Origin of the sequence: Kineosporia babensis (genome assembly GCF_021129305.1) — a bacterium.
In the GTDB taxonomy this organism is placed as follows: domain Bacteria; phylum Actinomycetota; class Actinomycetes; order Actinomycetales; family Kineosporiaceae; genus Kineosporia; species Kineosporia babensis.
Map to the genome: position 1 here is coordinate 153,228 of NZ_JAJOMB010000003.1, position 14,690 is coordinate 167,917.

Here is a 14,690-nt window from a genome sequence, read left to right on the forward strand (position 1 = left end):
GCGTCAACGGTCATGCGTCGTGCGACCGCGCCGGAGGCTTCACTTGCCTCCTTGTCGGCCGCGCATCGCGCTGCATCCCCCGCAACGTCACCCGCACCGCTTCGCGCCACATCACCCGCTGCGTCACCCGCAATGCTGCGCGCCACGTCACACGCTGCTTCAGCCGCTACGTCCGCCACTGCGTCGTCGATCCAGCGTGCACCCTCTGCGACGGTTCCCGGGACGCAGACACCAGAAGCTGCCTCAGCCCCGGCATCGGCCCCCTCGCCGGCACCGCTCCACCGTTCGCCGCTGACCTCGCAGACCGGCGCCGTGGGCCCAGGGCTGTCCTCAGCAGTGGTGCAGCGCTCGATCCGGCCCGAAACCTCTCAGCCGCAGACGTTCTCACCGGGTTCAGCCCGGCCGACGACTTCGGACCACTCGTCCTCGGCAGTGCAGCGTTCTTCCCAGGCGCCGAAGCACGCACCGCGAGTCGCAGCCCTGCAGGAACCGGACCGGACTCCAGCACAGTCGCCGACGCAATCCTCGCCCTCGGCGCACCGCGATCCGTCTCTGCTTCCTCCGACGTCAGCCTCAACCGCAACCTCGGTCCAGCGATCGGGCCAGCCCGGAGCCCAGGCGACGGCCCAGCCCCTGGACCGAACTGTGACTGCACCAGCCGCCCAGCGTTCGCACTCCACGACGGCTGAGCGATCTGCGACGTCCACCTCTCCCTCGGCACACCCGTCCAACCCAGCACCAACCCGGCCAGGACCATCAGCCCCGCCGATCACCAGCCTCCTGCCGCCATCGCCAGTGGCAGCGATCCAGCGAACGCTGGCGGCGCATCAGCCGCAGGCGTCCGGGCAACGACGCGAGCAGCCGGCACGGGTTCTCAGATCAGCCCAGCCATCGGCGCCCGATGCCCAGCGAGCCGTGGCCCGAACTGGAGCGCAGAGCCAGGTCCAGCGTCTGGTCCCACCGTCGCTGGGCCGAGTGTCCCCGGCTCCGGAGACCGGGGTGTCAGACCCGTCCCGCGCATCGGTGCAGCGCGCACTACCCGGCGCAGCTCCACTGACCCAACCGCGCGTCCAACGTTCCGTAGTGCCGCCGCCCCCGCCAACGACCTCGGCACCGCCACCGTCGTCCCCGCCAGTGCCAGCCCCAACATCACAGCAACCACCGACGCCTCCGTCGCCACCGACGGCGTCGGTTCAGCGGCGTCCAGCACCAGCAGCCCGCCCAACGCCCACGCCCGCCCCGAAACCAGCAGCTACACCCGCGCGACGCAACGAACCCCGCAGCGCACAAGAACTCGACGAGCTGGCCAAGGCCCTGTTCGACCCTCTGGCCCGACTGCTGCGAGCCGAACTGCGCGCCGACCGCGAGCGCATCGGCCGGCTCCGCGACAGCCGCAGCTGACGTGCCGAACCCGATGACCCGACCAAGTACTCCAGACCGCCCCGACCTGAGGAAGACCGATGCCGTCCACCGCTGATCCCGCCGCCACTGTGTTCTTCCGGCTGTCCATCGACGGCCGGGATCTCGGGTTGTTCCACGGCTGTGACGGCCTGTCCTCCGAGGTTCAGGTCGAGCAGCACGAGGAGGGCGGCAACAACGGCTTCGTCTGGCAGTTGCCCACCCGGGTGACGTTCTCGAACATCCGCCTCACGCGTCCGCTGACCGCCGACACCGTCAAGGTGGCGTCCTGGATCTCCTCGATCTCGACGGGCATCCAGCGCCCCACGGCCCAGATCGCAGCGCTGCGCGCAGATCTGAGCGTGGTGGCGCAGTGGGGACTGGTCGAGGTGCTGCCGGTGCGCTGGAGCGGGCCGAGTCTGAGCCCGGGCCAGGCGGACGTGGCGACCGAGGAACTCGAGATCGCCCACCACGGCTTCACGGATGCGGGTGGCCGTTGATGGCGATCGGGAGGAACGGTTCCAGCCTGGTACGGGCCACGCTGTCGATCCATCATCCGCCATCGACCCTGACCGGCGGGCTGGGCGGGCAGATGGGCCAGGTGCGCTTCCAGTTCAACCCCAGCCAGTTGCAGCTCTCGCGCTCGGCGTCGTGGAACTCCCAGCCCACGGTGGGTTTCACCCGGGGCGTGACACCGGAGTTCTCCGGGGCGAATCCGGCCTCGTTGCAGGTGGAGGTGTTTCTGGACGGTTCGGCCAAGCCGAGCGCGAGCAAGGTACGTGAGGACGTGGAGCAGCTGCTGTCGTGCTGCGAGGTCGATCCGCAGAGTCTGCCCACCAAACGCCCGTCCCCGCCGTGGGTCCGGTTCGCCTGGGGCTCGTTCAGCACGGTGCAGTTCGTGGCCTACGTCGAGAACGTCAGCGCGACCTACACCTTGTTCACCGCCACCGGCGATCCGCTGCGGGCCACGTGCCAGCTGTCCTTGACCGAGGTGCCGCTGCCGACGAAGGGGCAGAACCCGACCTCAGGGACGCTGGCCGCGCAGCGGGTGCACCGGGTGGTCTCGGGCGATTCGCTGGAGTCGCTGGCCTGGGCCGAGTACGGGGACGCGACGCGCTGGCGGGCCATTGCGAAGGCGAACGGGATCGACGATCCGATGCGCTTGGAAACCGGCCAGGAGCTGCTGCTTCCGGCCTCGGAGGAGGTGGCTGGGCGATGAGCCTGAAGACGTACACCAGTGTGCTGCAGGTGAAGGTGGGCGGAGCCGAACTGCCGCCGCGGCTGGCCGATCTGCTGGTCGAGGCCTGGGTGGACGCCAGCGTGAACGTGCCCGCGGCCTTCCGTCTGGCGTTCTCCAACCCGGGTGGCGATCTGCTGAGCACCTTCTCGGTCCTGGCGGTGGGTGCCAGGGCCGAACTGGTCCCGATCGTGGACGGCCGCCCGGCCCAGCCGTTGATCACCGGTGAGATCACGGGGGTGGAGGTGGATGTGGACGCGGCCGGGCGTTCGGTGGTGGTGCGCGGCTACGACCCGGGTCACCGGCTGCTGCGCAATCGCCGGGTGGCCGGTTTCCCCAACCAGACGGCCTCGGAGATCGTGCGGCGGGTGGCCCAGCAGAACGGGCTGAGCCTGGGCACGGTCGATGCCACCAGAACCGTGTACGAACTGGCGACCCAGCCCAACCTCACCGACTGGGACTTTCTGTCGCGGCTGGCCCGGGAGAACGACGTCAATCTGTACTTCGACCGGCTCGGCAAGCTGCAGTTCACCGCCCTGCGGGCGGCCTCGAGCGGGCCGGGCGAGAGCACCCCGGCCAAGCAGAGTCCGTTCGTGCTGGAGTTCGGGGCCAACACGATCAACGGACGCGTGGGCGTGACCGCCGGTGGACAGGTCAAGTCGGTCTCGGTGCGGGGCTGGGACGTCAAGACCCGCAAGCCGCTGATCCAGGACGCGCCCGCCACCCGCACCGACGACATCGCGGCCGACATCAGCCCGGCCGAGCTGATCGCCAAGTTCGGGACCTCGGAAATGGTGGACGCGTCAACTCCTTACGGCACGCAGTCGCAGGTTCGGCATGCGGCCACGGCCCTGGCCAACGACGTGGCCGGTTCCTTCGCCGAGGTCGAGCTGACCGTCACCGGCGATCCCGAGTTGCAACCAGGCGTCCCGGTCGCCCTGAAGGACGCCGGCTATCCGTTCGAGGGCAAGTACACGGTGACGGGTGTGCGGCACGTGTTCGCCTCCGGCCGGCAGTACACCACGCAGGTCAGCGTGACCGGGCGGCAGTTCCGCTCGCTGTACGGGCTGGCCTCGGCCGGCGAGAGCGCCCCGGCGATGAACGGCGTGGTCAGCGCCCTGGTCAGCAACATCCAGGACCCGTTGAAGATGGGACGGGTCAAGCTCAAGTTTCCCTGGCTGTCGGAGACGTACGAGAGCGACTGGTCGCGGGTGGCGCAGTTCGGTGGGGTCGCCGGTGGCGGTCTGATGCTGCCCGACGTGCAGGACGAGGTCCTGGTGGCGTTCGACCGGGGCAGCCTGGAACACCCGTACGTGCTGGCCGGGCTCTACAACGGCATCGACAAGCCGACCCCCGATCCGGACCGCACCGATCCGGTGAACCTGCGCAGCGGAGAGGTGAACTGGCGCAGCATGTCCGACCGCAGCGGGAACATGCTGGAACTGATGGACGCCCGAGCCGGCAATCGTGGGGTGCGTCTACGTTCCGGGGACGGGGCTTTGGTGGTGCACCTCGACCGGGGCAGCACAACCCTGACCGTCGACAGCCGGGGAACGGTGAAGATTCACGGCTCGCGCAGCGTCGAGGTGGCCAGCGAGGGCGATCTGACGTTGCGGGCCGGGCGCCAGATCACCATGCAGGCCGGCGGCGCGGTCAACGTCAATGCGACCGGCCGGATCGGGCTGACCACCGCAGGAGCACTTTCGATGACGGCAGGCGGTGCGGCGACGATGAGCGCCGGTGCGGCGGCCACGATCAATGCCGGTGCAACGGCCAACATTCAGGCCGGTGGCGCCGTCGGGATCCGGGCCGTGGGCAATGCCAATGTCACGGCCCTGTCGGTGGTGCTGACCGGCATCCCGATCCGGAACGGGCTGCCGTTCTGATGACCGAACAGTTCATCGGCGCCGGCTGGGCCTTCCCCCTGCGCGCCGACGCCTCCGGCGCCGTGGCCCTGGCCCGCGGCCAGCGCGAGATCGAGCAGGCGATCCGGCTGGTCCTGGCCACCGCGCCCGGCGAGCGCCCGATGCGTCCCGAGTTCGGCTGTGCCATCCATGATCTGGTGTTCGCCCCGGTCAACGAGGCCACTTCGGGGCAGATCCGGTACGAGGTGCGGGCCTCGCTGGAGCGCTGGGAACCCCGGATCGAGGTGATCGAGGTGAACGTGCTGGAGGACAACGACGACGACGGCATGGTCCTGATCGACATCCGGTACGCGGTCCGCGGCACCAACAGCCCGCGCAACCTGGTCTTCCCGTTCTACACGATCCCCGCCGAAGAAGGAGGTGCCTGATGGGACTGCCCACCCCCGACCTGGACGACCGGCGCTTCCAGCAGTTCGTCGACGATGCGAAACGGCACATTCAGCAGCACAATCCGGACTGGACCGACCACAACGTCTCCGATCCGGGCGTCACTCTGATCGAGGCCGTGGCGCACATGGCCGACCAGCTCGTGTACCGGCTCAACCGGGTTCCCGGCAAGAGCTACCTGACCTTCCTGAACCTGCTCGGGGTCAAGCTGTTCCCGCCGACGGCGGCCCGGGCCGATGTGACGTTCTGGCTCTCGGCACCCCAACCGGACACGGTGACGCTGCCGGCCGACACCGAGGTGGCCACGCAACGCACCGAGACCGACGAGGCGCTGATCTTCGCCACCGAACGCGACCTCCTCGTCCCCCCGTGCTCGCTGGAGCGGATCGCCCGCATCCCGTTCGACCGGGACCCGCAGAACGACACCTCCTCGATCGACCTGACCGGCCAGGTGCGGGCCGAGCGGGACGTCACGGTCTTCAGCAACCCGCCGCAGGCCGGGGACGCTCTGCTGCTGGGCCTTTCGGCGGCGGTTCCGGGCTGCGCGGTGATGCTGGCGATGGGCAGCCAGGTGGACGGTGTGGGCGTGGACCCGCGCCAGCCCCCGCTGGTCTGGGAGGCGTGGACGCCCGCGGGCTGGGCCGAGTGCGAGGTCGAGGAGGACGGCACCGGTGGCCTGAACCGGGCCGGTGACGTGGTGCTGCACGTCCCGGACGGGCATCGTCCCAGCCGGATCGGCGGACACGAAGCCGGCTGGCTGCGCTGCCGGGTCGTCGCGCCGTTCCCCGACCAGCCGTTCTTCACCACCTCCCCGACGATCCGCTCGGCCGAGGCCTTCACCATCGGCGGGACGGTTTCGGCCGTTCACGCCCAGGCCGTGCACAACGAGGTCCTGGGTGAGTCCAGCGGCGCGCCCGGTCAGCGGGTGCGGGTGGCTCACGTGCCGGTGCTGGCCGACGATCCGCCGCTGGTCCTCGAAGTCGCCGAAGAGGGGGGTTGGCAGCCCTGGTCGGTCGTCGCCGACTTCTCCGAGTCCCGGCCCCACGACCGCCACGTCACGCTGGAGCCGTCCACCGGCGAGGTCTCTTTCGGCCCGGCGGTCCGGGAGCCGGACGGCACCCTGCGTCAGTACGGGGCGGTTCCGGCTCGGGGAGCGGTGATTCGCGCCGCCCGCTACCGCTCCGGGGGCGGGCGGGCCGGGAACGTCTCCCGCGGGACGCTGCAGGTGCTGCGCAGTTCGATCCCGTTCGTGGCCCGGGTGGAGAATCGGGAGGCCGCGCGGGGCGGGGTGAACGGCGAGACGGTGGAGGAGGCTTCGGTGCGCGCCCCGATCACGCTGCGAGCCCAGGACCGGGCGGTCACAGTGCGGGACTACGAGGAGCTGGCGCGCCGGGCCGCGCCGGGAACCGCCCGGCTGGCCTGCGTGGGCATGTCCGCGGCCGAGTCCGGTGAGAACGCCGTGCGCATCCTGGTCGTGCCGCAGGCCGTGCCCGATCGGGGCGGGCGCCTACGGTTCGAGCAGCTGGTGCCCGGCGACCGGCTGCTGGACAAGATCACTCGCTACCTGGACGAACGGCGCCCGCTGGGAACCCGCCTGGCCGTGGGCCCGCCCTTCTACCAAGGCGTTTCGGTCAAGGCGACGTTGCACTCGTATCGCGCCGCACAGTCGGCCCAGGTGCGGGCGCGGGCTCTGGACGCGCTCTACGACTTCCTCGACCCGATGACCGGGGGGCCCGAAGGAACCGGCTGGCCGTTCGGACGTCCGCTGCGTTCGGGAGACCTGTTCGCCGCACTGCAACGTCTGCCCGGCGTGGAACTGGTGGACGAGGTTCTGCTGTACCCCTCCGATCCCCTCACCCGACGACGCGGCGACGCCACGGACGTCCTTCAATTGTCGCCCTCGTCGTTGTTCTTCTCGTTCGAGCACGACGTCGACGTGATCGGGCCGTCGTGAGAGGCGCGCTGCCCGGCTTGATCAGCCCACATCCGCTCGGTGAGCGGCTGCCCGGGGTGTATGCCGACGACGAGTTCGGCCAGCAGTTCAGCCAGGGACTGGACACCGCGTTCGCTCCGCTGCTGACCGTGCTTGACTGTCTACCAGCGTATTTCGACCCGATGCTGGCTCCGATGGACTTCGTCGACTGGCTCGGCCGCTGGGTCGGTGCCGAACTGGACGGCGATGAAACGCAGGACGTCCGTCGGGCGGCGGTTGCTTCGGCGGGGCTGCTGCATCGCTCCCGTGGCACACCCCGTGGGCTGCGGATGGCGATCCGGCTGATGTTCGGCGTCGAGCCGGAGATTTCGGAGAGCGGCGGGGCGATCTGGTCGGCCGGGCCGCTCGGGCCGTTTCCCGGCGATCCTTCGCCCTGGCTGCACGTCACACTGCGGGTGCCGGACCCGGCTGCCATTGATCAGCAACGTTTGGACGCCGTGGTGGCCGGCGCACGTCCGGCCCACATTCCCTACACCGTAGAGGTTCTGGGCCCTGACAGCCCGGCCTCGGCCGACACCGAGAGGAACTGAGTACCGATGCCGAACGAACGCAGCGACCCGCGTCGCCGTCAGCCCGGGCCTGCGTACCCCGGCCCGTCCCAACCCGGTCCGTCGCAACCGGGCCCTTCCCAACCAGGCGTCTCCCAGCCCGGCCCAGCACAGCCAGGCCCGTCCCAGCCCGGTCCCTCTCAACCCGGGACCGCGCAGCCGGGCCCGGCGCAACCCGTCCCCCCGGAACAGCCCCCGCCGCTTCCCCCGAACGACCCCGAAGTCGAGCGCGCCCGGGCTCTGCTCCTACCGGTACCCGACTCCGGCGTCGGCGAGGTCGCCCCCGGCAAACCCGACCCGATCCGTCCGAACGCCCGTACCCTGACCGCGTCCGACGAACGCGGTGTGCGCTGCTGGAACTGCTCGGTGGAGAACCGCACCGACCGCGTCTTCTGCCGTAACTGCGGGGTGGAACTCGACCGCGCCCCCCAACCCGCGGCGCCCACCGGACCGTCCTGGTGGCAACGGCTCAAGGACCGGCTGAGCGATCTGAACTTCTTCGCCGTCGGCGCCGGTCTGCTCGCCCTGCTCCTCGTGGTGGCCGCGATCCTCCTGGCCAAGCCGCTCTTCTACCGCTACCAGGACCTGACCAGCACGCCGGTGGCGATCCCGCCCACGGCCGTCGACTCGTCCAACAACGACCCGGCTCACCCGCCGGCCTCGGCCTTCGACGGCGCGTCCAACACCTGGTGGGGTCCGGGCTTCTCCGGCGACTCCCGTGGGCAGTTCCTGCGGGCGATCATCAACCCGACCGATCTGCGCGCCGTCCGCATCACCCCCGGTGTATCCCAGGATCCCCAGCGGCGCGACGAGCAGGCCCGGCCGCACACCGTGACCCTGCTGGTGTTCGACCAGCAGGGTCGGCGCACCACGAAACAGGTGACGCTGCAGGACTACGAACCCAAGACGGTCCGGATCCGGGTGGACGACGCCGTCCAGGTGCTTGTGGTGCTCGGTGACGGCTTCGGCACGTCCGAAGGCAAGCAGGTCGCGATCGCCGAGGTGGAGCTGTACCGCTACTGACCTACCGGGTGGCCAGGCGGGCGTGCGCATCCAGCGCATCCCGCAGGGCCGCCCGGGAACCGATCCCGAGCTTGGGAAAGATCTTGTACAGATGGGTTCCCACCGTGCGGTGCGAGAGGAACAGTTCCTCGCCGATCTGCTTGTTGGTCAGCCCCTGAGCCGCCAGGCCGGCGATCCGCAGTTCCTGCGCCGTGAGCTCCTCGGGACCGCTCTCCGGGACTTGGTACCAGCGCTCCCGGACCGGATTCGCGTCATCTCGGGGTGACCGCGGGTGCACCCGAAGCTCCGGCAGGCCGGCCGTGAGTGTCGCCGGATCGGTCCCGGTGGCGGCGGCCAGAAACAGCACCGGCTGGTCCGAGAGGCGGCGGGCGACGAACCCGAGCACCTCGGCGCTGCACCGGTCGATCCCGAACACGTCGTCCACCAGCAGAACCAGCGGGCCCTCGGCGGCGACCGCGGCCTCGACCAACGCCAGCACCGCCGCCGAGATCACGAACCGCGAAGGCTCCGGCCCCTCGGTCAGCCCGAAGGCCCGGTTCAGGGCATCTCGCTGCGCTCCCGGAAGCCTGTCGATGTACTCCCGCAGCGGGTAGAGCAACTGATGCACCCCCGAGAACGGCAGCTCCGCCTCGGCCTCCACCCCGCAGGCCCGCAACACCCGCATCCCGCACTCGTGTGCCTCGGCCGCGACCGCATCCAGCAAGGCCGACTTCCCCACACCGGGCTCACCCCGCAGCACCAGGCTGGACAGCGTGTCCCCGGGTCTGGCCAGCAAAGAACTCAGCACCTCCAGTTCCGGTCGGCCTTTCGCCCGTTCCGTGACCTGTCCTTGCTCCTGCCTGCACAGTTCCGGCAGCACACTGGCTGACACTGGCTTGTGAGCCTCGCTTCCCCGTTGACGTCCGGGCCGAGCGAAAGCCCGGACGGACGGCCCTCGCCGTCGGGAGGGACCCTAGAACGCGGCTTGTGGACGATCTGTGAACGCGGCTGTCCACTGCCGTTCACTCACCCTCTGACCTGCCCAGCGTTCATTCGTCGGGCCTCACCGGGCAGACGCGGTTCCGGCCTCCTGCGGATGGACCGGGTGGGCCCGCTCCAGCTTCGCCCCCTCGACATCGATGTCCGGGATAATCCGGTCCATCCACTTCGGCAGCCACCAGGCCTGGTCGCCGAGCAGGTGCATGGCGGCCGGGATGATCAGCATGCGCACCACGAACGCGTCGAGCAGGACGCCGAACGCCAGGCCGAAGCCGATCGGTTTGATGGTGGTGTCGTGGGAGAAGATGAAGCCCGCGAAGACCGAGATCATGATGATCGCGGCCGCGGTCACCACGCTGCGCCCGGCGATGAACCCGCGGCGCACGGCCACCCGGGCCGCAGCACCGTGGGCGTAGGCCTCGCGCATACCGGAGACCAGGAACAGCTGGTAGTCCATCGCCAGGCCGAACAGGATGCCGGTCTGGATGATCGGCAGGAAGCTCAGGATCGGGGCCGGCTCGTGGACCCCGAACACGCCGGACAGCCAGCCCAGCTGGAAGATCGCGGTGATTCCGCCGAACGCGGCCAGCAGCGAGAGCACGAAGCCGAGCGTGGCGGTCAGCGGCACCAGGATCGAGCGGAAGACCAGGATCAGGATCAGCAGCGAAAGGCCGACGACCAGGACGAGGTAGACCGGCAGCGCGTCCGAGAGCTTCTGCGAGACGTCGATGTTCGCGCTGGCGTTACCAGCGACCCCGAGGGTGGCACTGCCCCCGTCGGAGGTCCGGGGCTTCAGTTCGCGCAGACCGTGGACCAGGTCGGCGGTGGACTCGCTGTTCGGCCCGCCGTCGGGCAGCACCTGGAAGGCGATGGCCGAGCGGTCGGTGGAGACGCTGATCGGGACCACGGCGGTCACGTCGCCCTCGTCGAAGATGGCCTTTCCGACGACGGCCTGCTCGGCCACCAGCGCAGCTTCCTCGACCGGGGCGGGCAGGTTGGCGACCACCAGGAGCGGGCCGTTGAAACCGTCCCCAAATTTTTCGGACTGGATCTTGTACGCCTGGTAACCCTGTGAGTCCTCGGGCTGGCCGGCGCCGTCCGGCAGACCCAGCCGCATGTTCAGGGCCGGCAGGGCGATGACGACCAGAGCAGCAATACCGGCGACCAAGGTAATGACGGACGTCCGGGTGGACATGGTGCTGTCCGTCGCCGGTGCGGGGGTGGAGGAGGCAGCGCGTTCCTTCTGGCGCAGGATGCGCGTTCCCACCAGCGACAGCAGCGCGGGAGTGAACGTGGTGGCCACCAGGATGGCGACGAGGACGGCCCCGGCGGCGACGGTTCCCATCAGGCCGAGGAACGGGACGCCGGTGACGTTCAGGGCCAGCAGCGCCACCATCACGGTGGCACCGGCGAAGACGACCGCGTTGCCGGAGGTGCCGTTGGCCAGGCCGATCGACTCGTGCAACTCCATGCCCTGTTTGAGCTGGTTGCGGTGGCGGTTGAGGATGAACAGGGAATAGTCGATCCCGACCGCCAGGCCGAGCATGACGCCCAGCACCGGGGTGACGGACTGGAACTCGACCAGGCCGGAGAACGACATCGCGGCCAGGGTGGCCACCCCGACTCCCAGCAACGCGCTGGCCAGCGGCAGCGCGGCCCCGACGAGCGTGCCCAGCATGACGACCAGGACAATCGCGGCGACCACGACGCCGATGACCTCGCCCGGGCCCAGGATCGACGGCGTGGTCTGCGAGATCTCCTGCGACAGCAACGGCTTGACGCCGTCGATGGCGCTGTTGTCGATCAGGCCGGCGATCTCGTCCTTGACCTCGGTCGGGACCTCGGCGTTGGGCAGCCTGAAGGAGACGGTCCCGACCGCCGCGGAGGCGTCCTCGGAGACGAACCGGAAGCCCGAGGAAAGTTCGGCCACCTGGGTTCCGGCTTCCAGGCCTGCGGCTTGCTGCTCGACTTCGGTGCGCTGGGCGTCCAGGTCCGCCTGGCGGCGGTCGAGCTCTTCCTGCCCGGCTTCCAGCTGGGCCTTGGCCGCCCCACCGACCTCGCCGGCCTGCTCACGCTGCTGGTCCAGCTCCTGCTGGGCCTGGTCCAGCTTCTTCTGGCCGTTCTCGAGGGCGGTCTGCCCCTGCTCGAGCTGTTTGCGGCCCTCGCTCAACTGGGCCGCGCTCTGCTCCAGCTGGGCCTGGGTGGTGAACGGGTCGGTGACGCCGGTGACTCCGTCCACCTGCCCGATGCTTTTGAGCAGGTCGGCGACGCCCGCCTTCTGCGCGTCGGTGAACGCCGAGCCGTCCTCCGTCTCGAACACGACGCTGCCCGAACCACCGCTGGTGGACCGGAACTGCGAGGCCAGCTGGTCGGTGACCTTGCTGGTGGGCGTGTCCGGGATCGAGATGGCCGACGAGATCGTCCCGGAGAACAGGACGAACGTCACCAGCCCGACCATGAGGGCCACCAGCCAGCCGCCCATGACGCCCCAGCGCCGACGCGCCGCGAACCGTCCGGTGCGATAGAGGAGTTCAGCCATGGTGCTGCCCAGAGCCCTTCCGTAGTTCCTGGTCTCACCCATCCGGCGGGCAGGTCTGCGTCTGCGTCCCGGACCGCAGCGCTCAGACCTGGCTGCTCGGGAAGCTGCTTCAGCCGTGCGTCGAGATGGTCGACAGCCCCGGCGGCAAACCTTACGGAACCAGGCCGACTCCTAAGGCGGCCTGCACGGCGGCCGCATTGCCGGAAACGCGCAGACGGGGATCCTCCAGCGGAAGCCTCCCCCAGACGGCCAGATACAACGCTTCGGCCGGCCCGGAAACGGTGGCATCGGCCTGCGCCTCGTCCTCAAGAACAGTCCCGTCCCCGTCGAAGACGAACCGCTCCCCCGTTTCGGACACCACGAACGACAGCGGGCTCTCCAACGCCGGGCGCCGCCCCAGCCGTACTTGCCTCGGGAAGAAGACGTTCCGCACCTCGTCCAACCCGTCCACCGCCAACGCCGCGTCGATCGGCTCGACCTGCCCGAGCGCCGATCGGGCGTCATGCAGGTGGATCGTCACCTCGTGCGCCTGCCGCCGACGCCACCACCCCGCCAACCGCGGCTTCGCGCCGAAATGCCAGGCCGGCGCGTCTTCCGGTGTCTCCCGAAGGGTCCTCAGCAGGAGGCCTGCCGACTCGCGGTACCACTCGGCGAGTGCGGCGGCCGGAGCGTCTGTCGTTCTGGCGTCCGGGTTTCCGTGGACGATCGCATGCACCGCCCACTGATGTACCTCGCCGAGGTGACCGGCCAGGTCGAGAAGTGCCCACCCCGGGCACGAGGGCACCGGTGTCTGAAGGTCGCCGCGTTCCAGCAGACCGGCGAAGTCCTGCGTGCCTTGTTCGATGACCGCGAGATAGTCCACGAAATGCATGATCGCATCGGGAACTGATCTCGTCAGAAAAACCGTCAGTGCGAGAACCTCACCTTGATCAGGGCGATGACGATGCCGGCCGCGGCGATCCCGACCCCGCTCCAGAGAGTGGCGGCCGAGGCCTTGCGACCGCTCAGGCGTTCCACGGCCAGACCGGTGCTGGCCAGCCGCAGCACGACCAGACCCGCCGCGACGATCTCGGCCGGGACCGGGTTGAACCATTCCCGGGCCACGCCCACGAAGATCAGCATCGGCACCATCCCCGAGCTGAGGATCGGAGCCGCGTCGCGGATCCCCTCCCGCAGGTGAGTCTCGTGCTCCGCTTCGGTGCGGCCGATCCGTTCCCCGACGTTGTGCGCGAAGATGTGCGCCAGGTAGGTGGTCAGGAACGTGGCCAGCACGATCACCCACGAGTGGGCGTGGTCCTCCGATCCCACGGTGCCGATGATCGCGGCCAGGACCAGGATGTTGCCGTACACGTAGGCGGACAGCCGGCTGCGGGCACGGTCGTCGCTCAGGTCCTCGTCCACCGGGAAGTGCCGGTTGAGCGGACCGGAGATCGGGCGGGGGCGGGCTGCGGGTACTTTGGTCACCTTCGGGAGGCTAGCGGCCAATTGGCACTTTGTGCCTCTTGAGTCCCGCCCGGACGAGCGGAAGGGAGGGTTGCCAGCCCCTCCCTCGGCCGGAGCCGGCCTGCTTGGCTGGCCGCATGAGCATCGAGCACCGTCCCCTCGGCCGTACCGGAGTCTCGGTCAGCAGCATGTGCCTGGGCGCCATGATGTTCGGCGAATGGGGCAATCCCGATCACGGCGAGAGCGTCCGGATCATCCACCGGGCCCTCGATGCCGGGATCAACTTCATCGATACCGCCGATGTCTACTCGCAGGGCGAGTCCGAGGAGATCCTGGCCAAGGCCCTGGCCGGGCGCCGCGACGACATCGTCCTCGCCACCAAGGCGCACCTGCCGATGAGCGAGGACCCGAATCACCGAGGCAACTCACGTCGCTGGATCGTGCGCGCCGTCGAGGACTCGCTGCGCCGCCTGGACACCGACTGGATCGATCTCTTCCAGATCCACCGCTGGGATCCGGCCGTGGAGCACGACGAGACCCTGGGCGCGCTGACCGATCTCGTCCAGGCAGGCAAGATCCGCTACATCGGGCACTCCACGTTCCCCGCGTCCGCGATCGTCGAAGCTCAGTGGACTTCGCAGACGCGTCAGCGGCAGCGTTACGTCACCGAGCAGCCTCCTTACAACATCCTTGACCGCGCAGTCGAGAACGAGATCCTGCCCCTGGCCCAGCGTTACGGCATGGCTGTCATTCCCTACAGCCCGCTGGCGACCGGCTGGCTGTCGGGCCGTCACCGCGCCGGGCAGCAGACGGGCCCCACGTCCCTGGCCCGGCAGCGAATGATCGCGGATCGCTACGACATGACCCGTCCCGAGAACCAGCGCCGGCTGGCCGCCGTCGAGCAACTGGACGACCTCGCCGAGGAAGCCGGCCTGACCTTGATCCAGCTGGCGCTGGCGTTCGTCCGCAACCACCCGGCGGTGACCGCACCGATCATCGGGCCGCGCACGATGGAACACCTCGATTCCCAGCTCGCCGCGGCCGGCGTCGTGCTCACCGACGACGTGCTGGACCGGATCGACACGATCGTCCCGCCGGGAACCTCCATCAACCCGGGCGAGAACTGGGTCAGCCCCTGGCTGGAACCGGCCGCCCGGCGGCGCTGAACGAAGCCGCCACCCGGGCTCAGTGGTGCCGGGGGGCCTTGATACTGATGGAG

Annotated in this window: 11 protein-coding genes and 2 pseudogenes; 8 read left to right on the forward strand and 5 right to left on the reverse strand. The window is 69.6% G+C overall.

Annotated elements, in window-relative coordinates; all coding sequences use genetic code 11:
- Positions 1-1,460 precede the first annotated feature (1,460 nt).
- The 7 genes from LR394_RS06570 to LR394_RS06600 all read left to right on the forward strand — a co-directional run bounded on the left by LR394_RS06570 (position 1,461) and on the right by LR394_RS06600 (position 8,511).
- Positions 1,461-1,898 carry a phage tail protein gene (locus LR394_RS06570; RefSeq protein WP_231439525.1) on the forward strand — a complete coding sequence of 146 codons (438 nt, stop codon included), beginning with the start codon at positions 1,461-1,463 and terminating at the stop codon, positions 1,896-1,898.
- Positions 1,898-2,617, forward strand: coding sequence for a CIS tube protein (locus LR394_RS06575; RefSeq protein ID WP_231439527.1), 720 nt, complete (start codon positions 1,898-1,900; stop codon positions 2,615-2,617). The genes LR394_RS06570 and LR394_RS06575 overlap by 1 nt, the downstream gene beginning before the upstream one ends.
- Complete coding sequence (locus LR394_RS06580; RefSeq protein ID WP_231439529.1) at positions 2,614-4,521, forward strand: VgrG-related protein; 1,908 nt, start codon at positions 2,614-2,616, stop codon at positions 4,519-4,521. Before LR394_RS06575 ends, LR394_RS06580 begins: the two co-directional genes overlap by 4 nt.
- Complete coding sequence (locus tag LR394_RS06585) at positions 4,521-4,928, forward strand: GPW/gp25 family protein (RefSeq protein WP_231439531.1); 408 nt, start codon at positions 4,521-4,523, stop codon at positions 4,926-4,928. The genes LR394_RS06580 and LR394_RS06585 overlap by 1 nt, the downstream gene beginning before the upstream one ends.
- Positions 4,928-6,901 (forward strand): putative baseplate assembly protein, encoded by a 1,974-nt coding sequence (locus LR394_RS06590; RefSeq protein WP_231439533.1) that lies wholly within the window; start codon positions 4,928-4,930, stop codon positions 6,899-6,901. The genes LR394_RS06585 and LR394_RS06590 overlap by 1 nt, the downstream gene beginning before the upstream one ends.
- Positions 6,898-7,470: a phage tail protein gene (locus tag LR394_RS06595; RefSeq protein ID WP_407936991.1), complete on the forward strand. Its 573-nt coding sequence runs from the start codon at positions 6,898-6,900 to the stop codon at positions 7,468-7,470. The genes LR394_RS06590 and LR394_RS06595 overlap by 4 nt, the downstream gene beginning before the upstream one ends.
- 384 nt (positions 7,471-7,854) lie before the next feature.
- Entirely contained in the window at positions 7,855-8,511 is a 657-nt protein-coding gene (locus LR394_RS06600) for an NADase-type glycan-binding domain-containing protein (RefSeq protein ID WP_231439537.1), read from the forward strand.
- A 1-nt stretch (position 8,512) separates the two neighbouring features.
- Here the strand turns inward: LR394_RS06600 and LR394_RS43565 are convergent.
- From LR394_RS43565 to LR394_RS06620, 5 genes and pseudogenes are all read right to left on the reverse strand, one after another.
- Positions 8,513-8,719: pseudogene (locus tag LR394_RS43565) on the reverse strand (helix-turn-helix domain-containing protein); the annotation flags it as partial.
- A gap of 141 nt (positions 8,720-8,860) precedes the next feature.
- Positions 8,861-9,382, reverse strand: a pseudogene (locus LR394_RS43570) (AAA family ATPase); the annotation flags it as partial.
- A gap of 171 nt (positions 9,383-9,553) precedes the next feature.
- A complete protein-coding gene (locus LR394_RS06610) occupies positions 9,554-12,028 on the reverse strand; it encodes an MMPL family transporter (protein WP_231439541.1) in 2,475 nt (824 codons plus the stop codon).
- A gap of 151 nt (positions 12,029-12,179) precedes the next feature.
- A complete protein-coding gene (locus LR394_RS06615; protein WP_231439542.1) occupies positions 12,180-12,890 on the reverse strand; it encodes a maleylpyruvate isomerase family mycothiol-dependent enzyme in 711 nt (236 codons plus the stop codon).
- A 44-nt stretch (positions 12,891-12,934) separates the two neighbouring features.
- Positions 12,935-13,492: a hypothetical protein gene (locus LR394_RS06620; RefSeq protein WP_231439544.1), complete on the reverse strand. Its 558-nt coding sequence runs from the start codon at positions 13,490-13,492 to the stop codon at positions 12,935-12,937.
- A gap of 122 nt (positions 13,493-13,614) precedes the next feature.
- Here LR394_RS06620 and LR394_RS06625 point away from each other — a divergent pair, with 122 nt between their 5' ends.
- Complete coding sequence (locus tag LR394_RS06625) at positions 13,615-14,637, forward strand: aldo/keto reductase (protein WP_407937002.1); 1,023 nt, start codon at positions 13,615-13,617, stop codon at positions 14,635-14,637.
- The last annotated feature ends 53 nt before the right edge of the window (positions 14,638-14,690 follow it).